20 protein-coding genes are annotated in these 19,220 nt (G+C 64.6%); 6 read left to right on the top strand and 14 right to left on the bottom strand.

What is annotated here, in order from left to right:
• The coding region (locus GGD62_RS40645; protein WP_210318009.1) for a hypothetical protein at positions 1 to 222 on the top strand (222 nt) is incomplete at its 5' end.
• A gap of 95 nt (positions 223 to 317) precedes the next feature.
• Here GGD62_RS40645 and GGD62_RS33065 read toward each other — a convergent pair.
• The 9 genes from GGD62_RS33065 to GGD62_RS33115 all read right to left on the bottom strand — a co-directional run bounded on the left by GGD62_RS33065 (position 318) and on the right by GGD62_RS33115 (position 8,457).
• Complete coding sequence (locus GGD62_RS33065) at positions 318 to 527, bottom strand: hypothetical protein (RefSeq protein ID WP_018321085.1); 210 nt, start codon at positions 525 to 527, stop codon at positions 318 to 320.
• A 95-nt stretch (positions 528 to 622) separates the two neighbouring features.
• Entirely contained in the window at positions 623 to 889 is a 267-nt protein-coding gene (locus tag GGD62_RS33070; RefSeq protein WP_183712364.1) for a hypothetical protein, read from the bottom strand.
• A gap of 1,573 nt (positions 890 to 2,462) precedes the next feature.
• Positions 2,463 to 3,941, bottom strand: coding sequence for an Asp-tRNA(Asn)/Glu-tRNA(Gln) amidotransferase subunit GatB (gene gatB / locus GGD62_RS33085; RefSeq protein ID WP_183234488.1), 1,479 nt, complete (start codon positions 3,939 to 3,941; stop codon positions 2,463 to 2,465).
• On the bottom strand, positions 3,938 to 4,240 hold the full coding sequence (locus GGD62_RS33090; RefSeq protein WP_092257583.1) for a hypothetical protein: 303 nt from the start codon (positions 4,238 to 4,240) through the stop codon (positions 3,938 to 3,940). Before GGD62_RS33090 ends, gatB begins: the two co-directional genes overlap by 4 nt.
• A complete protein-coding gene (gene gatA / locus GGD62_RS33095; protein WP_018321090.1) occupies positions 4,231 to 5,706 on the bottom strand; it encodes an Asp-tRNA(Asn)/Glu-tRNA(Gln) amidotransferase subunit GatA in 1,476 nt (491 codons plus the stop codon). Before gatA ends, GGD62_RS33090 begins: the two co-directional genes overlap by 10 nt.
• Positions 5,703 to 5,915 (bottom strand): hypothetical protein, encoded by a 213-nt coding sequence (locus tag GGD62_RS33100; RefSeq protein ID WP_018321091.1) that lies wholly within the window; start codon positions 5,913 to 5,915, stop codon positions 5,703 to 5,705. Before GGD62_RS33100 ends, gatA begins: the two co-directional genes overlap by 4 nt.
• 14 nt (positions 5,916 to 5,929) lie before the next feature.
• Positions 5,930 to 6,217: an Asp-tRNA(Asn)/Glu-tRNA(Gln) amidotransferase subunit GatC gene (gene gatC / locus GGD62_RS33105; protein WP_028143922.1), complete on the bottom strand. Its 288-nt coding sequence runs from the start codon at positions 6,215 to 6,217 to the stop codon at positions 5,930 to 5,932.
• Between the two features lie 140 nt (positions 6,218 to 6,357).
• Positions 6,358 to 7,434: a nitronate monooxygenase family protein gene (locus tag GGD62_RS33110; protein ID WP_018321093.1), complete on the bottom strand. Its 1,077-nt coding sequence runs from the start codon at positions 7,432 to 7,434 to the stop codon at positions 6,358 to 6,360.
• Positions 7,435 to 7,482: 48 nt separating this feature from the next.
• Entirely contained in the window at positions 7,483 to 8,457 is a 975-nt protein-coding gene (locus GGD62_RS33115; protein WP_183712366.1) for a nitronate monooxygenase family protein, read from the bottom strand.
• Positions 8,458 to 8,554: 97 nt separating this feature from the next.
• Between GGD62_RS33115 and GGD62_RS33120 the strand changes: the two genes are divergently transcribed.
• Positions 8,555 to 9,445, top strand: coding sequence for a LysR family transcriptional regulator (locus GGD62_RS33120; RefSeq protein WP_179738676.1), 891 nt, complete (start codon positions 8,555 to 8,557; stop codon positions 9,443 to 9,445).
• A gap of 195 nt (positions 9,446 to 9,640) precedes the next feature.
• Positions 9,641 to 10,576: a cyclase family protein gene (locus GGD62_RS33125; protein ID WP_183234491.1), complete on the top strand. Its 936-nt coding sequence runs from the start codon at positions 9,641 to 9,643 to the stop codon at positions 10,574 to 10,576.
• A gap of 120 nt (positions 10,577 to 10,696) precedes the next feature.
• On the opposite strand, the gene GGD62_RS33130 is transcribed toward GGD62_RS33125, so the two are convergent.
• Both GGD62_RS33130 and GGD62_RS33135 read right to left on the bottom strand, forming a co-directional pair.
• A complete protein-coding gene (locus GGD62_RS33130; protein ID WP_183712368.1) occupies positions 10,697 to 12,916 on the bottom strand; it encodes a DNA/RNA non-specific endonuclease in 2,220 nt (739 codons plus the stop codon).
• A 272-nt stretch (positions 12,917 to 13,188) separates the two neighbouring features.
• On the bottom strand, positions 13,189 to 13,401 hold the full coding sequence (locus GGD62_RS33135) for a hypothetical protein (protein ID WP_091967017.1): 213 nt from the start codon (positions 13,399 to 13,401) through the stop codon (positions 13,189 to 13,191).
• 45 nt (positions 13,402 to 13,446) lie between these two features.
• Here GGD62_RS33135 and ruvX point away from each other — a divergent pair, with 45 nt between their 5' ends.
• A complete protein-coding gene (ruvX, locus tag GGD62_RS33140) occupies positions 13,447 to 13,932 on the top strand; it encodes a Holliday junction resolvase RuvX (protein ID WP_183712370.1) in 486 nt (161 codons plus the stop codon).
• A gap of 3 nt (positions 13,933 to 13,935) precedes the next feature.
• The gene (locus GGD62_RS33145) at positions 13,936 to 14,859 is read left to right on the top strand and encodes an AEC family transporter (RefSeq protein WP_183712372.1); all 924 of its coding nucleotides are present in this window, start codon (positions 13,936 to 13,938) and stop codon (positions 14,857 to 14,859) included.
• On the opposite strand, the gene GGD62_RS33150 is transcribed toward GGD62_RS33145, so the two are convergent.
• The 3 genes from GGD62_RS33150 to GGD62_RS33160 are packed head-to-tail and all read right to left on the bottom strand — an operon-like array spanning position 14,856 to position 18,072.
• A complete protein-coding gene (locus tag GGD62_RS33150; RefSeq protein WP_018321101.1) occupies positions 14,856 to 15,620 on the bottom strand; it encodes a CPBP family intramembrane glutamic endopeptidase in 765 nt (254 codons plus the stop codon). The two genes, GGD62_RS33145 and GGD62_RS33150, sit on opposite strands and share 4 nt — an antisense overlap.
• A 23-nt stretch (positions 15,621 to 15,643) precedes the next feature.
• Positions 15,644 to 17,287 (bottom strand): isovaleryl-CoA dehydrogenase, encoded by a 1,644-nt coding sequence (locus GGD62_RS33155; protein ID WP_183712375.1) that lies wholly within the window; start codon positions 17,285 to 17,287, stop codon positions 15,644 to 15,646.
• Positions 17,288 to 17,307: 20 nt separating this feature from the next.
• Positions 17,308 to 18,072 (bottom strand): M15 family metallopeptidase, encoded by a 765-nt coding sequence (locus tag GGD62_RS33160; protein ID WP_183712503.1) that lies wholly within the window; start codon positions 18,070 to 18,072, stop codon positions 17,308 to 17,310.
• A 197-nt stretch (positions 18,073 to 18,269) separates the two neighbouring features.
• On the opposite strand from GGD62_RS33160, the gene GGD62_RS33165 reads away from it, so the two are divergent.
• On the top strand, positions 18,270 to 19,217 hold the full coding sequence (locus tag GGD62_RS33165; RefSeq protein ID WP_018321103.1) for an aspartate carbamoyltransferase catalytic subunit: 948 nt from the start codon (positions 18,270 to 18,272) through the stop codon (positions 19,215 to 19,217).
• Positions 19,218 to 19,220 lie beyond the last annotated feature (3 nt).

Consider the following 19,220-nt stretch of genomic DNA (forward strand, 5'->3'; position numbering starts at 1 on the left):
TCGCGGCAGACCTCGGACATGGCTTCTCCTTCCAGAAGCCGGGCGACAAAGCGAAGGCGTTCTTCCATGACCGAACTCGCTCTCCACGGCATCGCCACCTCCCGCAGAACAAAAGCGGAAAGTGTAACCCATGTGTCCGGTACGTTCTGTCACCTATGTCTCGGGCCGCTCACAGAATCAATCAAGGTCTGGGCGTTCTTTCAGCTGAAAGCGCTCGTGTGACCGGCGCGAAAGCCCGGCGCAAGGATCGACGCGGCCGTTCAGCTCGATTCGCACCATCTTATCTTATATGTGTGGGTATGCGTGTTGGTCCGCGCCTAGCGGTGGAACCGCCAGATCCGCCAATGCGAGGGCGAAATCAGCACCGCCTCGCCGGCCCAGACATTGTACCACACGCCGGACCTGCGCCGGCACGGAAACGACCAGGGCAGAATCCCAGTCTTGTGCGGACGTCCGAGTTCCAGATCGCACTCATCGGGAGCGATCTGAATCGGCAGCCATCGTCCATTGGTATCGGGCTCGCTCATGCCGCACGGGTCTTATGTGGCGGCACGACGAAGAAACTTGATTCAGCGCAACCAGGCCCACCCGTGCGAACACGGGTGCGGATGCGATTCTCGGTTCAGTGCGTGGAGACCCACGCCCTCGCCTCGCGCTGCGCGGCCGAGATCTCGGCATCCGACATCTGCCCGGCGACTTCCTGGCGCAGCGTCACGGCGTCCTTGCGGCCCTTCAGGGCGGCGAGGTTGAACCATTTGTGCGCGGCGACGAGATCGACGAGCCCGGAACGGCCGCTCGCCCAATAGATCCCGCGCTCGAACAGCACGTCCGACAGCGCGGTCGAGTCGATCGGCGTTGCCGTCTCCAGATCGAAAGTACCCTGAAACATAACGCATCCCCTTTTTTCTTGTGCCTTGCTCCCCCGAGCGCGGCTCCCGTCCAACTCTGATGTGCATGACCCTTGCTGGGACCGCGCACTGTTCAACTCATCCCTTGGGCTTCTTGCCCAACGCCGTTTGCCGGCTTGTTGGAGGCGATGATGGCGGGCAAATTTGAATGGCAGTTTAAGTATCGCGATGAAGCAGACGTAAACGCGAGCGCGCGGCGCCGGCGCGCAGAATTCAAGAAGTCCCTGATTTGCAGGCACTTCTGCGTTTCGTCAGATTTGGTTTACCCTGGGATTTTGGGACATCGATAACCATCGCGCGCGGTGGACGCATCCTGCGGCGTCCCCACTCGCGATCGTCGCCCGCGCCCCGGCTATCGCCAAGGCTTCGCCTGGCCCCGTCGTCCTTGAGCGCCGAAGCTTCGGCGAAGGCGGCAGAAGGGTGACCGGCACTCCAGAGATGGCAATGTCGCACGAGAAGCCCGGCGTACTGGATCGCCCGGCCGGAGCGCGGCGATGACACCGCGAATGGCGAAAGCGGCGTGCGAGCGCGCAATCAGGCTGCAGCCCTCGCCTGCCCAAGGTGGAGCGGCCAGCGCAACGATGACGCCGTGGTCAGATCAGCAATGTGGGGAAAAGGAAATGCCGGCAATACCCCGGCCTCAGGAGAACGAGGGCGTCGGCGAACACGTCAGGACCAGATTCCACTTTGACCGCGAGGCCACTCGTGAAATTGCAGAACCGGAGAACCGGCCCCGCACCGAACGAAGAAAACTAGTTTCTTCTGCCGGACCGCAAAGAGAACGGTCCGACCGTTGACCTGATGTCTCGCCGACACCCTCTATCGTCGACCAGAACCTCTAGGAGGCGCTGATGACGTGCCGGCTGCTGGAGCCGGCAACTTCAGAAGCGAAGTTACTTCTTCTTCTTCGCGACCTTGCGGGTCTTCTTCGCAGTCTTCTTCACTGCGCTCTTCGCCTTCTTCGCCTTCTTCGCTTTCTTGGCCATGTTGCCCTCCGATGTGTGAGATGGCTTTAATCGCTGCGTGCAGTCGGGGATCGAATGCACACTCATCCCGAATACACCAACACAACGAAAAAAACAGCGTCTCGCTTAAAGAAGTGTTGACGACGCAACGCGCGTGCGCTTGGCGAACGCGATGCAAGCGCACCGAACGACGGGTGCGAGCGACCGCAGAGCGTACGCGCAGCATCGACGTTCGCGGCAGATGCGATTGCAGAAAAACACTATGCAGCAAGTATTTTTCTTTGCGTGCGCATCGCGCGCGATCATCGCGATGATGCGCATCGCCGATCCCGCGATCACCTCGCAAGGGCGCTTCGCGGACTCTGAGTCGCGATTTTTGGCAACGAAAATATTTTCATGCTTAACGGCGCGAACGCTCGCCGGAGCGTGTGCGAGCCGCCGTTTTGCGCGAATCGCGTGACGGCGATTCGGCCGTTGCATCGCGTCTGGTCGGGATGAAGTTTACCGCCGAGGGTGCGCGCGAGCGTCGCATCGAGAACCGACAGCGAGGTGACGGAGCGTGTCCGTCACCTCGTTCGAACGCGCGAGGTTAGAGGCCGAGCTTCGACTTGAGCACGTCGTTGACGCTCTGCGGGTTGGCCTTGCCGCCGGACGCCTTCATCACCTGACCGACGAACCAGCCGAGCGACTGCGGCTTGTCCTTGACCTGCGCGGCCTTGTCGGGATTGGCCGCGATGATGTCGTCGACAACCTTTTCGATCGCCGAAAGATCCGTGACCTGCTTCATGCCGCGGCTTTCCACCAGCGCGCGGGGATCGCCGCCCTCCTGCCAGACGATCTCGAACAGATCCTTGGCGATCTTGCCCGAGATCGTGCCCTCTCCGATCAGGTCGATGATGCCCGAGAGCTGCTCGGCGCTGACCGGAGAGCCCGTAATATCCCGGCCTTCCTTGTTGAGACGGCCGAACAGTTCGTTGATCACCCAGTTCGCCGCCATCTTGCCGTCGCGCGCGCGGTTGCCGAGCTTCTCGAGCACGGTCTCGTAGAACACCGCGCTCTCGCGCTCGGCGACCAGCACGCTCGCGTCATAGGGCGACAGGCCGAGATCGGCGACGAAGCGTGTCTTCTTCTGGTCCGGCAGCTCCGGAAGCTTCGCCTTCAGCTCGTCGACGAATTCCTGGCTGAACTCCAGCGGCAGCAGGTCGGGATCGGGGAAGTAGCGATAGTCATGCGCCTCCTCCTTGGACCGCATCGAGCGGGTCTCGCCCTTGTTGGGATCGAACCGGCGCGTCTCCTGCTCGATCTGACCGCCGTCCTCCAGGATCTCGATCTGGCGCCGCGCTTCATACTCGATCGCCTGGCCGATGAAGGTGATCGAGTTCATGTTCTTGATTTCGCAGCGGGTGCCGAGCGGCCCACCGGGCTTGCGCACGGAGACGTTGACGTCGGCGCGCAGGCTTCCCTTCTCCATGTCACCGTCACAGGTGCCGAGGTAGCGCATGATCGAGCGTAGCTTGGTCACATAGGCCTTGGCCTGCTCGGCGTCGCGGATGTCCGGTTTCGAGACAATCTCCATCAGCGCCACGCCACAGCGGTTGAAATCGATGTAGGACAGCGACGGCGACCGGTCGTGCAGCATTTTGCCGGGATCCTGCTCCAGATGCAGCCGCTCGATGCCGATGGAGACACTGCGGCCGCCGTCGAGATCGACGATCACCTCGCCCTCGCCCACGACAGGCGACTTGTACTGGCTGATCTGGTAGCCCTGCGGCAGGTCGGGATAGAAGTAGTTCTTCCGGTCGAATACCGAACGCAGATTGATCTGCGCGTTGAGACCGAGCCCGGTCCGGACAGCCTGCCTGACGCATTCCTCGTTGATGACGGGCAGCATGCCCGGCATCGCGGCATCGACCAGCGACACCTGCGTGTTCGGCTCGCCGCCGAACGCGGTCGAGGCGCCCGAGAACAGCTTTGAGTTCGACGTCACCTGGGCGTGGATCTCCATGCCGATGACCACCTCCCAATCACCGGTGGCGCCCTTGAGAAGCTTGTGCGTGGCCGTGCTCATGTCGTGCTCCCGAGCAGCGTGACAGCGATCCGCTCCCACTCCGCTTCCAATGAATCCTTTGCCGCGGGCTGGCCGGCCTGGCGGTACCAGTAGCCGGCATTGCCGAGATCGCCCTCGACGCGGTGCAGATAGGCGTGCACCCAGGCCGCGTCACGGCCGTTGTCGTCCTGGACGATCTTGTGCGCCTGATCCCAATCGCCCTTCGCGGCCCACCACAGGCCGGCGAGCGGCGCGCTCAGGTGTCGCGCGGGCGCCGCGCCGTCGAGGCTCGCGATGAACGCGGCGACATTCACCACCACCTCGCGGGCGTGAAGCGGCCGGCCGCCTGCTCGATCACCTCGCCGAGCGAGAACAGCGTCTCCTCCTCGAACGGACGGCCGATCAGCTGCAGGCCGAGCGGCAGGCCTTGCGCGTCCTTGCCGGCGGGCACCGCGATGCCGGGCAGGCCCGCCATGTTCACGGTCACCGTGAAGATGTCGTTGAGATACATCTCGACCGGATCCGCGCCGCCCTTCTCGCCGATGCCGAAGGCCGCCGACGGCGTCGCCGGCGTCAGGATCGCGTCGACGCCCCGCGCGAAGCAATCCTCGAAATCCTTCTTGATCAGCGTGCGAACCTTTTGCGCGCGCAGATAATAGGCGTCGTAATAGCCGGCCGAGAGTACATAGGTGCCGATCATGACGCGGCGGCGAACCTCTGCGCCGAAACCTTCGGCGCGGGTGTTCTCGTAGAGCTCGACGATGTTCTTGGCCTGCTCGCGCAGGCCATAGCGGACCCCGTCATATCGCGCGAGGTTGGAGGACGCCTCCGCCGGCGCCACGATGTAATAGGCCGGCAGCGCATATTTGGTGTGCGGCAGCGACACCTCGACCAGCTCGGCGCCGGCGGCCTTCAGCCAGGCCGCGCCCTCGCTCCACAGCTTCTCGATCTCGGCCGGCATGCCGTCGAGACGATACTCTTTGGGGATGCCGATCTTCATGCCCTTCACGGACTTGCCGATCGCAGCCTCGTAATCCGGCACGGCGATATCGACCGACGTCGTGTCCTTGGGATCATGACCGGCCATCGAGCGCAGCAGCATCGCGGCATCGCGCACGCTACGCGCGATCGGACCTGCCTGGTCGAGCGAGGAGGCAAAGGCGACGATGCCCCAGCGCGAGCAGCGGCCATAGGTCGGCTTGATGCCGACGGTCGCGGTGAACGCCGCCGGCTGGCGGATCGAGCCGCCGGTGTCGGTCGCGGTCGCACCCATGCAGAGCAGCGCCGCCACGGCCGAGGCCGAGCCGCCGGACGAGCCGCCCGGCACCAGCGTCGTGTTGCTTCCCTCGCGCCGCCAGGGATTGCCGACGGGACCGAAGCACGAGGTCTCGTTGGCCGAGCCCATCGCGAACTCGTCATTGTTGAGCTTGCCGAGCATCACCGCACCGTCGCGCCACAGCTGCGAGGTAATGGTGGACTCGTAGGTCGGCACGAAATTGCCGAGGATCTTCGAGCATGCCGTGGTGCGCACGCCCTTGGTCGCGAACAAATCCTTGATGCCGAGCGGAATGCCGGCGAGCGGGCCGGCATCGCCCTTGGCGATCTTCTCGTCCACGGCCTTGGCCATGTCGCGGGCCTGCTCCGGCGTCTCCATCACGAAGGCGTTGAGCACGCGCGCGGCCTCGATCGCGCTCAGATGCGCGTCGGTCAGCTCGAGGGACGTGAAAGTCTTGTCGGCGAGACCCTTGCGGGCCTCGGCGAGCGTCAGCGATGTCAAATCGGTCATTTATTGATCGGGCTGCAGAAGAACGGAGACAGGGTCTTGTCGTTGGCCGGGTCGTCTTTTTTGGCGGCCGCATTGGCGGCGGCCTCGATCTCGTCGAGCACGGCATTGACGGCGACGTTGGGATCGGCAGCCTTGCCCTGCCGCTCCATCTTGTCGAGATAGTTCATGTAGGCCTGATAGGCCTTCTCATCGTCGCAAAGCAGGCACATCGGATCTAACCTGTTTATTCAACGACCTTGGGCACCAGGAAGAAGTGACCTTCGGTCGCGGGCGCGTTGGCAACGATATCGTCGGCGATCTCGCCGTCATCGACCACGTCCTGCCGCTTCTTCATCTGCATCGGGGTGACCGAGGTCATGGGCTCCACGCCCTCGACATTGACCTCCGAGAGCTGCTCGACAAAGGCGAGCATGGCGTTGAGCTCGCCCTGCAGATGCGGAACCTCGCCCTCGGAAACCGCGATGCGCGCCAGATGCGCGATGCGGCGGACGGTAGCGGCGTCGACGGACATTATATAAGGCCTCTCACGGCAAAACCTATGTGCCGTATAGCAGAGGCCGGTTTTGCGCCGCAACCGGCGCTAGCGCATGATCCGGAAAAGTGTGAAGCGGTTTTCCGAAAAGATCATGCGCAAACAAGAACCTAAAGCGCTTAGCTGGCCAGCGCTTTCATGCGGGCCAGCGCCGATTTGGCAAAATCCCGGGTCAATTCGGCCGCAGGGACCTCGCGGCCCAGTGCCACAGCCTGTCCGGCCCAGAGATTGGTGAAATCCACCCTGCCCTGCTTTTCGGCAGCCGTCTTCAATGGTCCCAGCGCGGTTGCGGCATGGGGAAACGGCGGGGCGTCCGGCGAGATCGGGCCGGCCTCGCGCATCAGGCGGTTCTGGATGCCGCGCGCCGGCCGGCCGGTCATGACATTGGTGATCACGGTGGAATCGTCCCGCGCTTCAGCCAGCGCCTTGCGGCCGCCAGCGCTGACCTTGGACTCCGGACAGCGCAGATAGGCGCTGCCGATCTGCACGCCCGAGGCACCGAGCGCGAAGGCGGCGGCGATGCCGCGCCCGTCCGCGATGCCACCGGCCGCGATCACCGGCACCTTCACGGCATCGGCGACCTGCGGCACCAGCGCGAACGTGCCGGGCTGCTCGGAGATCTTGTCGGTCAGGAACATACCGCGATGGCCGCCGGCCTCGGCGCCTTGCGCAATGACGGCATCGACGCCGCGCTGTTCGAGCCAGACCGCCTCCTTCACCGTCGTCGCCGACGAGATGACGAGGCAGCCAGCGGCCTTGACGCGCTTGAGCAGCGCCTGCTCCGGGAGACCGAAATGGAAGCTGACGATCTCGGGCTTCAGCTCCTCGACGACCTGGCAGAAGGCGGCATCGAACGGCGCGCGGTTCGCCGCAGCGACCGGCGCCGCGGGATCGAGACCATGCTCGATGTAGTAGCCCGTGAGCCGCTGCTTCCAGCGCGCTTCAGCCTCAGTCGAAAGGTCAACCGGCGTGTGGCAGAAGAAGTTCATGTTGACCGGCGCCTTCACGCGCTGGCGGATGATGTTGACCTGCTCGCGCGCCTTCTCCGGCGACAGCATCGCGCTCGGCAACGAGCCGAGCCCACCGCCCTCTGCCACGGCGATCACCAGCTCCGCATCCATCACACCCGCCATCGGCGCCAGCACGATCGGAAATTCGGTCTTGAAGAGGTCGATCAGTCGACGGTCAGGCCACATCGTTGTTCTCTCTCGTTTCTCTTACCCTCCCCTGGAGGGGGAAGAATCCTACCCCGCGACTACCGAATTCCGCCGCCCGGCAAGAAGCTGCCCGGCCTCAATCGCAATCCGCTCGACGATCTCGGCTGCCGGTGGAATATCATGGATCAGGCCGACCGCCTCGCCTGCGATCACGGCGGCGACGTCGAAATTGCCGGCTGCCTTGGCCGCGGCATAATCCGCCGCGACCCCAGCGACATTCTGCATCAACTCGACTTCGCGACCACTCCAGCGCCGGGCATGATCATTGACCAGACACCGCCCGGTAAACGGCGCCGGCCAGACATTGTTGCGGGAGAGATCGAAGATGATGCCGCGCACAGTCGAGCCGCTGCTTGCCGCGCAGATGCGCCGCTTGGCCTCCTCTGCACCGTCGGCCTCCTCACTCGCATAGAAGCGCGTGCCAAGCAGCACGCCACTCGCGCCCAGCATCATCATCGCAGCAAGCCCACGCCCATCGGCGATGCCGCCGGCCGCAACCACCGGCACGCCCGCGGCAAGATCTACGATTGCGGGCACGAGATCGACCGTGGTGCGGGAGGCGCCGTGCCCGCCCGCCTCCGTCCCCTGCGCGATCAGGATATCGGCGCCGGCTTCGAGCGCCTGCCGCGCCATCGCCTCGTCCTGTACCTGGCAAATCAGACGCGCCCCGGCCGACTTGATCTTGTTCGCGAACGGCGCAGGATCTCCGAACGATAGCATGATCGCGGATGGTCTTGCGCCGAGCGCGATGTCGAGAAGCTCGGGCCGCTTGGCGAGGCTCCATGTAATGAAGCCGATCCCGAACGGCGCGGACAGCGAAGCGAGCTTCGCGGTCTCCCGCTCCAGCCACGTCCTCTCGCCATAGCCGCCGCCCAGAATGCCAAACCCGCCGACGCCGCTCACGGCCGCGACCAGACGGCTGCCCGCGATGACATCCATCGGTGCCAGCAGGACGGGATGGCTGATCTCAAGCAGCGTGGTCAGCGGTGTCGCAATGGGCATGGTCCTTCCCCGATCTGGACAGCGAGAGTAAGTGCGATTAGCATTCTCGAAAATTGAATTGTTGCGAACGCTACCATCTCAAACGCGAAACGGTACGATGGAACTCAGCGATCTCCAGACCTTTGCGGCCGTCGCCCGCAGCGGCGGCATCACCCGTGCCGCGGAAGAGCTGAACACCGTGCAATCCAACGTCACCCAGCGCGTGAAAGCGCTGGAGGCGGAGATCGGCACGCAGTTGTTCGAACGCCATAGCCGCGGCATGACGCTGACCGGCGCCGGCAAGCGCCTCCTGCCCTATGCTCAGCGGATGGCCGCGCTGTCGCGCGAGGCCGTGCTTGCCGCGCGCGACGATGGCGAGCCGAAGGGACCGCTCGCGATCGGTTCGATGGAGACCACGGCGGCGGTGCGGCTGCCGCCGCTGCTCGCCGACTTTCATCGCCGCTTTCCCGCGGTGCGCCTGTCCTTGCGTACCGCGCCGACCGCCGACCTCGTCGCGAGCGTGCTCGAAGGCGCGCTCGATGGTGCCTTCGTCGCAGGTCCGATCGCGCACGACGACCTCACTGCGACGAGCGCCTTCCGCGAGGAGCTGGTGCTGGTCAGCGCGCGGCGCTGGACCTCCCTCGCCGAGCTGCGCGCCGGCACGCCGGAGTCCGGCCCGACGGCACTGGTGTTTCGCACCGGCTGCACCTACCGCCAGCGGCTCGAGCAGGTGTTCGTCGAGTTCGGCTGGCCCTCAGCCACGCGCTTCGAGCTCGGCACGCTTGACGGCATGATCGGCTGCGTCGCCGCCGACATGGGCGTGACGTTGCTGCCGCGTGCCGTCGTCGAGCGCAGCGCAATGAACGGCAGCGTCTCGATGCACACGCTGAGCACCTCGCACGCGCGCGTCGAGACACTCTTCATCCAGCGCCGCGCCGGACATCAATCCAGCGCGCTGAGCGGTTTTGCCGCTTGCCTGAAGACCGACCAGGACGTCATCGCAGCCTGACGCGGTGAGACGTTCCATCGCACGAAATTCAACGTCACAAATCTGCCGTACTTGAATCCGTCGACGTCGCGCTGCGTTCGGCGGCCGCAGCACCGCGCGCTGAAATATTTTGAAGCGCAGACGCCTTTGACGTTAGGATGCGGCACTGCCAGCGCAAATTACCATAACGAAGCCAAAACATCGGGAGGACTATCGATGCGCAATACGTTCGTGTTGTGCTGTGTCGCCGCGTTGTCGGCGACGATCCAAACAGCAAACGCACAGGACTGGACCAAATCGAAATGGGGGCCGAACGACGAAATCGGCGCCGCCAACTACATGACGCCGGAGCTCGTGGTGAAAGCCGCCTCTCTGGTGAAGACCGGCAAGACCTACGCACTCGGCATTCCCGTCACGCCGCAGACGCCGGCCTATCCGCCGCGCGCCTTCAAGCTCACCATCGTGCAGCCCGGACAGGCCGGCATTCCAGGCCTCGGGCCCAACAAGGCCACCTATAACGACGACATCCTCGACACCTGGGTCGGCATCGGCAGCCAGCTCGACGGGCTCGGTCATCTCGGTGTCGAGCACGTCTATTACAACGGCAACAAGCTCGCCGACTTCGCCGATCCGAACGGATTGAAGAAGCTCGGCATCGAAAAGGTGCCGCCGATGGTCACGCGCGGCGTGCTGCTCGACATGGCCGCCTATTTCAAGACCGACGTGGTGAAGGAAGGAACCGCCTTCAACGTCAAGGAGATCGAGGAAGCCGCCAAGCAGCAGAACGTCGAAATCCGGCAAGGCGACGTCGTGATCTTCCACACCGGCTGGCTCAGCCTGATCGGCAAGGACGACAAGCGCTATTCCGCCGGTGAGCCCGGCCTCGGCGTCGAAGGCGCGAAGTATTTGACCGGCAAGGGCGTCGTCGCAGTCGGTGCCGATACCTGGGCCCTCGAGGTGCTGCCGTTCGAATCCAAGAACGTGTTCGAGGTGCACCAGATCCTGCTCGCGATGAATGGGACCTATATCCTCGAGAACATGGACACCGCCGCGCTCGCGCGCGACAAGGGCTATGAATTCCTGTTCGTGCTGGGCCAGCCGCGCTGGACCGGCGGCGTACAGGCAATGATCAACCCGATCGCGATCCGCTGACGTCGGACGCGCGTCTGGCGAAAGAAGCCGGGTGAGGACTTGCAGTGCCTCGATAGAGCGCACCGCTGCCCTCACCCGAACGTCGCCTCGGTTTCGCTGCCTCGCGAACCGAAGCGCTCATCAGAGTCGAATGTCCTCATAGGACTCGATCCGCCGCGGGCCGACCGAGGTCGCCTCGTGCGAATCCGCATCAGTGAGATTGCCGAAATCGAGCTTGGTCAATTTCGCGAGGTCCGCGATCGAGACCTGGAAGACACTGACATCCTCCTCCGACATCTTTTCGCGCAGATCCGCCTCCTGGATGCGATCGATCTCCATGACCAGCTTCCGCTGGCTCATCAGGAACGCCGCCGCCTTGAGAGCGTCGTCATCCTCGTTGCGTCGGATCAGAATCTTCCAGAAATATTTCGGGATCTGAACGCCGCCGAAGCTCGGATCCTTGTGCGGCCGCCCGGCCGGATTGGGCAGATCGGATCCATCGGCATCCGGCCCGTCGAACACCGGACCGTTCATGACGATGCCCTTCTCCTCGCCTTCAAGCAGGACATCGCGCGTGTAATCTTCCAGGCCCGCCCAGAGCTGCTTACCCTGGTTGAACGAGAAGAATTGCGGCGAGCAATTGGTGAAGTGGAAGGAATCGTCGCCATGCTGCTTGGCCGCGGCGACGGTGTCGCCCCAGGTCGCATCGAGGCGGCGCACGAGATGACCGCGATCGAACGGATTCTTGCTGCGGTCCGCTTCGAACGTGGCCTGCTTGCGGTAGAATTCGTCGCCGATCTGGGCATCGTCGTCGATGCGCGGATCGCGCAACCAGGAATCGCCTTCGCGCTTGCCGACGTCCTGTTGCTGCCCGCCGTCGATATTGACACAGCTGAAGAAGGCGAGCCGGCGCTCCTTGTTCATGACGACGCTGTAGTTGAAATATTTCAGCTCGGACTGCCTGGAGCTTCCCTTGAGCGTCGCAATTCTGGACTTGAGCGCGGCCGGAATCTTCGGCAGGGCCACCGAGAATTTACCGGTGCCGAGAAAATTTGCCTTGTATCCGGGACGCGATTTCAGCGTGCTCTGATCGATATGCACGGCCTCCATGGGCAGGCCGTTCGCACTGATGCGAGGCAGGAGGCCGGCCGGCGGAGCGATCAACGGCTTGCCACCGTTCGGCATACCGCCGTTCTGCGCCCCTCCGTTGCCCCCAGCCGGGCCCGGCTCGGGTGCCAGCGGCGCGAACGGAATCTCCTTCCGGAACATCGGCAATGGCACGCGGATCGGAACCACCAGCGAGGTGCCGTCGAGCGACTGCTCGACCCAGACATTGGCGCCGAACGCAGGCGCGGCGACCGGTGCGCGAACCTTCTCGACCTCGAGCCGGATCGGCGGCTCTTCCTCGTCCAGCACCGGCTTGATCAGGGGATGGGAGCCAACGGCGACCTTGAGATCGGCGACGATCGCGCTGATCCGGATGCCTTCATTGGCGATCCAGTCGATCAGGGTTTCGTCCATTGACGGCTTCCACACCTTGCCGTCCTTGGTCAGGGTGCGGCCCTGCGCATCCTTCCGGGGAACGCCACTGTGGTGCAGCGCGACCACCTGCCAGAAGCGGTTGAACGCCGGCGAGCCCGACGATCCCGCCGTCGTATCGGTGTTGTACCAGAGGAAGTCGCCGACATATTTGAGCAGCTTGTTCTCGCGGACGCAGACCTGCTTCATCTGCCCGCTGGGGTGCTGGACGATGGTGAGGTACTCGCCGGGGTCTGCCTTGCCGGGCGCGCCGCTGAGCGGCAACCATCCCCAATCCTCGAGCTCCTCGTGGCCCGACAGCGAGGTCGGCGCCACCGCGACGACCGAGAAATCCAGCCTGTCATTGGTGTAGAAGAACTTGCCCGGCTCGAAACCGAACCGCACAGGCACACGCTCTTGTCCGGAGACGTCGAGCTCGTAGTTGAAATCGGCGATCGAATTGGCGGCGTCGGCCGGCTTGCCGAAGACATGATGGTTCGTCAGCAGCAGGCCCGGCCCGATCAGAAAACCCGAGCCGTAGCCGAGCAGGTTCGACTTGAGATCCCTGAGTTGAATGCGGCAGACCGAGCGCGCGGCCGCGGTCCCCTTGGCGAGATAGTTGATGCTGTCGAGATCATTGCCCTGGATGATCCGCTCCAGGCCGATCTCGGCCTTCTCCACGTCCTGCGTCTCGGCCAGCAGCTGGCGCTGGCGCACGCGCATCTTCTCGACCGTCATCTCGATCGGACCGTCGCCCAGTTTCCGGTTCAAGGCTTCGGGTGAGAACTCGGCTTGCTTGAATCGCCTTTCTGAGCCCGCGATCAGGCTTGGCTTGATGAGCATCGGTGACCTCTCAAATGACTGGCGAATATTGGACCTGGTGAGCGCCTGAAAAAATCTGCGCGAAGTTGCAGCGCGGGCCGGATGGCCGATCGCTGCCGATCGTTCTGGAAATCGGGGCTCCGCCCCACACTACTTTAGACCTGTACATCTCCTGCCACGCAACCACCGGCATCATGCCATGGTCTGCAATGTCACCAGTGTGAGATTTCCCACATTTGATCGAAGCGCCCGCGCATCACGATTTCGCGCGCTGCTTGCTGCCGCTGGATCATCTACGGCTTCAGCTGCCACCGCCGCAGCGCCACGACGGCCCAGATCGCTTCGACCAGGCCGAACGGCCAGGCGCCCTGGAGAAAGCCATAGGCCGATCCGAGCGCGCAGGACGCGGCGAACAGCAGCACGAACCAATGGCTGCGATCTTCCAGGGCGTAAGTGACCAGCATCGCCGTGACGGCGAACAGGCCGAATAATGTCAGCGCGTCCATTGTTCCGGGTTCACTCCGCGGCGCGACGCATGATATGCGCTACGCATGCCGGCTCTTATCCTGCCCCTCATCGATGCTGCAACCCACTGGCCCGCCCGCGGCGCGCTGGTCGGGCTGGACCTCGGCACCAAGACCATCGGCGTTGCGGTGTCCGATCCGGACCGGCGGCTTGCGACCGGCGTCGAGACGATCCAGCGCAAGCAGTTCAAGCAGGACGCCGCCCGGCTGCTCGCGATCGCGGCCGAGCGCAGAGTGGTCGGCTTCGTGCTCGGCCTGCCCATCAACATGGACGGCAGCGAGGGTCCGCGCGCTCAATCCACCCGCGCCTTCGCCCGCAATCTCGCCGGCCTGACCGCCCTCCCCATCGGCCTGTGGGACGAGCGCCTCTCGACCGCGGCCGTCGAACGCGAGCTGATCGGCATGGACGTCAGCCGCGCCAAGCGCGCCGAGGTGATCGACGAGCACGCCGCGATCTTCATCCTGCAGGGCGCGCTCGACCGCCTCGCCAATCTGGGTCCAGGGACCGCCTGACCGATGGCCGTCGTGATCGCGGCGCTGCTGCCGGTCTTCATCCTCATCGTGCTCGGAATCGTGCTGAAGCGCAGCCTGATGCGGCTCGACACGCAATGGCACGGGCTGGAGCGACTGACCTATTTCGTGCTGTTTCCGATGCTGCTGATCCAGACGCTGGTGAAGGCCGACCTCTCCAAGGTGCCGGTCGCCGGTGTCGGCGGCGCGCTGCTGCTGTCGGCACTGGCGATGTCGCTGCTCTGCCTCGCGCTCCGCCCTGCCCTGGCGCGGCTCGATATCGACGGCCCCGCCTTCACCTCGATCTTCCAGGGCGCGACGCGCTGGCAGACCTTCGTCGGGCTGTCGGTCGCCGCCAACATGTTCGGCGATGTCGGGCTGGCGCTCGCCTCCGTGGCGATGGTCGCGATCATTCCCCTCGTCAACGTATTGAGCGTCGTGGTGCTCGCTCATTACGCCGCGCCCGAGAAGCAGTCCGCAGGCACGATCGTCATGACGGTGATCCGCAATCCGCTGATCTGGGCCTGCGCGATCGGGCTCTTCGTCAATGTCACCCACCTGCCGTTGCCAAAACTCTGGCACGACGTGGCGGACGCGCTCAGCCGCTCCTCGCTCGCGATCGGCCTGCTCGTCACCGGCGCGGGCCTGCATCTCGAAGGCCTCTTGCGTCCAAGCCTGGCCGCGGCCATCGGCGTCGTCTTCAAGCTCGCACTGATGCCTGCGCTGGCGCTGGCGCTGGCCGCCTGGTTCGGCCTGTCAGGCGACAGCCGCGCGATCGTGGCGATCTGCGCGGCGGTGCCGACCTCGTCCAGCGCCTATGTGATGGCGCGCCAGATGGGCGGCGACGCGCCGCTGCTGGCGCAGATCATCACGCTGCAGACGATTCTGGCGGCCATCACGATGCCGATCGCGATCGCGCTGGCGGCCTAGCTCCCCAGCCACATCGTCAGCACCACCGCGGTCAGATTGTTCAGCGCGTGCAGCACGATGGTGAGCCAGAGCGAATTCGCCCGATAGCGCATATAGCCGAACCACAGGCCGATGGTGAAGACTTCGGCGAGGAAGTACATGTCGTATTGCAGGTGCACGATGGTCCAGACTAGCGACGACAGCAGGATCGCGCCCGGCACGCGCAGGAAGCTCGCCGACCAGCCGCGATAGAGGAAGCCGCGCGCCAGGATCTCTTCCGACACCGGCGCAGCCACGCTGAAGGCGAATAGCAGCAACAGCGCCGCGCCCTTGTCGCGGCCCGATTTCAACAGATCAGTCATGAAGCCCGGCGTCGCCTCGCGGCCGAGCGCACGCGACATCGTCTCCCAGACCAGCACCAGCAGGATGAGGCCGACTGCACCGAACAGGAGCTGCTTCCAGGACGGCCAATGCAGCGCGAGATAGTCGACGAAGGAGGCTTTCTTGATGGCAATGGCGAGCCACACCGCCAAAAGCGTCGCCGGCAGGCCCATGATGACCGACAGCGCGAGCGCCTGCGGATCGTGGCCGACCGCCTGGAGCGAGGCGAAGTCCATGGGAAGACCACGCTGCGCCACCAGCAGGACGACGGCGCCGATCTGCCCGACGAACATCGCGGCGAAGATAAAGAGGCCCCACAACGCGGTGCCCCAGAACATCCAGACGCGCGGCGGCGCTGGCGTCATAGTCAGCGGCGGATGGTCGGGATTGAGGGAGTCCATCAGAAGGCTTTCGTTGGGAAGACTCACGGCAGCGCCCGCTCCAGCAGCGCGCGGGCCTCGCCGCTCTCCAGCTCGACGGCGCCGTACATGCTGGCGTGATTGGCCGCAAGGCGCGTGCTCGCGAACAGTTCGGCATTACGCGGCGACACGCCGTTCAATGCCGCAGCAGCGGCCAGCAGCGCCAGTTTCTCGACGGCGAGACGCGCGAAGCGCTCGCCATCGGCACGCCGAAAAGTCTGGCCGATGAAGGTGGCTGTCTCGCCTGCCCCAGGCAAGCCCTTCGTCTCGGCCGCAAGCGATTGCAGCACAGCCGTCGCCGCATCCGGCTCGCGCGAGAGCGCGCGGAGCACGTCGAGGCACATCACATTGCCCGAGCCCTCCCAGATCGCGTTGACCGGCGACTCCCGGTAGTGCCGCGCCAGAATGCCGTCCTCGACATAGCCGTTGCCGCCGAGGCATTCCATGGCCTCATAGAGGAACGGCGGCGCACTCTTGCAGGTCCAGTATTTGATCGCGGGCGTCAAGAGCCGCATATAGGCGGCCTCCGCCGCATCGTGCGGTGTGCGGTCGAAGGCGCGGCAGAGCCGCATGACCAGGGCCGTGCTCGCCTCGACATGCAGCGCCATGTCCGACAGCACGGCCTGCATCAGCGGCTGATCGGCGAGATGTTTCTGGAACACGCTGCGGTGGCGGGCGTGATGCAGCGCATGCGCAAGCCCCGAGCGCATCAGGCCGACGGAGGCGATCGCGCAATCCTGCCGCGTCAGCTGCACCATCTGGATGATGGTGCGGATGCCCTTGCCTTCCTCGCCGACCCGCTCCGCATAGGCACCGATGAACTCGACCTCGGACGAGGCATTGGAGCGATTGCCGAGCTTGTCCTTCAACCGCTGGAACTGGATCGCATTCACCGAACCATCCGGCGCGAAGCGCGGCATGAAGAAACAGGTCAGCCCGCTGTCCGCCTGCGCCAGCACCAGGAAGGCATCGCACATCGGCGCCGACATGAACCATTTGTGGCCGGTGATGCGGTAGGCCTCGCCCTCGCGCACCGCGCGCGTCATGTTGGCACGCACGTCGGTGCCGCCCTGCTTCTCGGTCATGCCCATGCCGAGCGTCATGCCGCGCTTCTGCCACCACGGCGCAAAGCTCGGGTCGTAGCTCCGGGTCGACAGCACCGGCATCACCTTGCCGAGCAAATCCGGCTGCATCGCCAGCGCACCGACGGAGGCGCGCGTCATCGTGATCGGACAGAGGTGGCCGGTCTCGACTTGCGCGGCCATGTAGAATTTTGCCGCACGAATGACTTCGGCGGCATCGCCCGCAGGTTTGCCCTCCGCGGTCCACGTCGAATTGTGCACGCCGGCATGGGCGCTGTGCGCCATCAGCTCGTGATAGGCCGGGTGAAACTCGACTTGGTCGCGGCGGTTGCCTTTTGCGTCGAAGCTGCGCAGCTTCGGCGTATTCTCGTTCGCGACACGCCCGCGATCGGCCATCGCGGCCGAGCCCCATTGCTTGCCGAACTCGGACAGTTCGCGCTCCGCCGCCGCACCGCCATTGGCCTTCACCGCATCGACCAGCGGCCGATCCGCGGCGAACAGGTCGACATCCTCGAACGGCGGCGACTGGTTGAAGACCTCGTGGGTCGCGAAGCTCGGCTGGGTCATGGTGCTTCCTCGGCGCGGAATCAGTTCCGGCGCGGCTGGATCGGGAAATCATAGGCCGCCCCGCCGGCCCCCGGCAGGGAAAAATGCCACCACTCCTTCGAATAGTTCACAAAGCCTTGCCTGGCCATCGCAGCCACCAGCCGCCTGCGCCAGACGCGCTGCTCGGAGGTGATCGCCGGTGCCGCGGTATGGCCCTTCGCATCGGTACAGTCGTAGCCGGTGCCCATGTCGACGCTGCCTTCCGGCGCGCGCGCTTCGACCGGCGCGGTGCAATCCGCATAGGCTCTTGATGGGTCGTATTTGGCGGAGTTGTCAGCCTTCAGATCGACCAAAGTGAGATCGAGCGCGGCGCCCGTCGAATGCTGCGACCGGCTCGCGATGTAGCCGAGGCGGAACAGCTCGGTCTTGGGAATTTTGGGATTGTAGCGCCGCTCGGCGGCGCTCTCGTGACCGTTCTGCGACCACTTGACCATGTCGAGCGAGGCCCGCGCCGGCCGGTAGCAGTCGAACATCTTGAGCGAGAGGTCTTGCGCCGCCAGCTCCTGCTGCACCGCCTTGAGCCGCAGCCCGACTTCGCGCTTCACCACGCACTCGCCGGCGTTGTAACCGGCGAGCTGACGGCCGACGAAATTGTTCGCCGTGGCGTAGCGGATGTCCTGGATGATGCTGGGAACGATGTCACGCAGATAGACGAAGCCGCCGGGGAGCGATTGGGCGTGGGCCGCGCTGATTGCTGCTGCAGCCAAGAGCACAGTCAGGATTGTTTTCACGAAATGCCCCCACATCGTCATGGCCGGGTTTATCCCGGCCATCCACGTTCTTTTGCGTCAAATGCGATAGAAGAACGTGGATGCCCGGGACAAGCCCGGGCATGACATCGAGGCCACGCCGCAGCGTCGGGACCGACAGATCAGGGGATAACTCACCGCCCCGGCTTTGGCCCTTGCCCCCCCATCCATCCGCGCCTATAGCTCTCGTTTTAATGACATCGAAATCGACCTTCGTCCTCGGCCACCGGCATTTGCTGGGCATCGAGGGCCTTTCCGCGGCCGACATCACCGGCCTCCTCGACCTGTCCGAAGAATATGTCGAGCTCAACCGCCAGGTTGACAAGAAGCGCACCGTCCTGCGGGGACGGACGCAGGTGAACCTCTTCTTCGAGGCCTCCACCCGGACCCAATCCTCGTTCGAGCTTGCGGGAAAGCGGCTCGGCGCCGACGTCATGAACATGTCGGTGTCCTCCTCGTCCATGAAGAAGGGCGAGACGCTGATCGACACCGCGATGACGCTGAACGCGATGCACCCGGATATCCTGGTGATGCGCCATCACGCCTCCGGCGCGGTGGAACTGCTGGCGCGCAAGGTTGACGGTTCCGTGATCAATGCCGGCGACGGCGCCCATGAGCATCCGACCCAGGCCCTGCTCGACGCGCTCACCATCCGCCGCAACAAGGGCCGGATCGAGGGGCTCGTGGTCGCGATCTGCGGCGATGTGCTGCATTCGCGCGTCGCCCGCTCGAACATCATCCTGCTCAACACGATGGGCGCCCGCGTCCGCGTGGTCGGCCCCACCACGTTGCTGCCGCCGGGCATCGAGCGGATGGGCGTCGAGGTCGCGCGCGACATGCGCGAGGGGCTCAACGGCGCCGACATCGTCATGATGCTGCGGCTGCAGCGCGAGCGCATGAACGGCTCCTTCGTGCCGTCCTCCAGCGAGTACTTCAACTATTTCGGGCTCGACCAGAAGAAGCTCGCCTACGCCAAGCCGGACGCACTCGTGATGCATCCGGGCCCCATGAACCGCGGCGTGGAGATCGACTCGATTGTGGCCGACGGCGCGCAGTCCCTGATCCGCGAACAGGTGGAGATGGGGGTGGCCGTGCGCATGGCCGTGCTGGAAGCGCTCGCCCGTAACCTGCCGAACGCGTGATGC

This window comes from Bradyrhizobium sp. ERR14 (assembly GCF_014198235.1).
Lineage (GTDB): Bacteria > Pseudomonadota > Alphaproteobacteria > Rhizobiales > Xanthobacteraceae > Bradyrhizobium.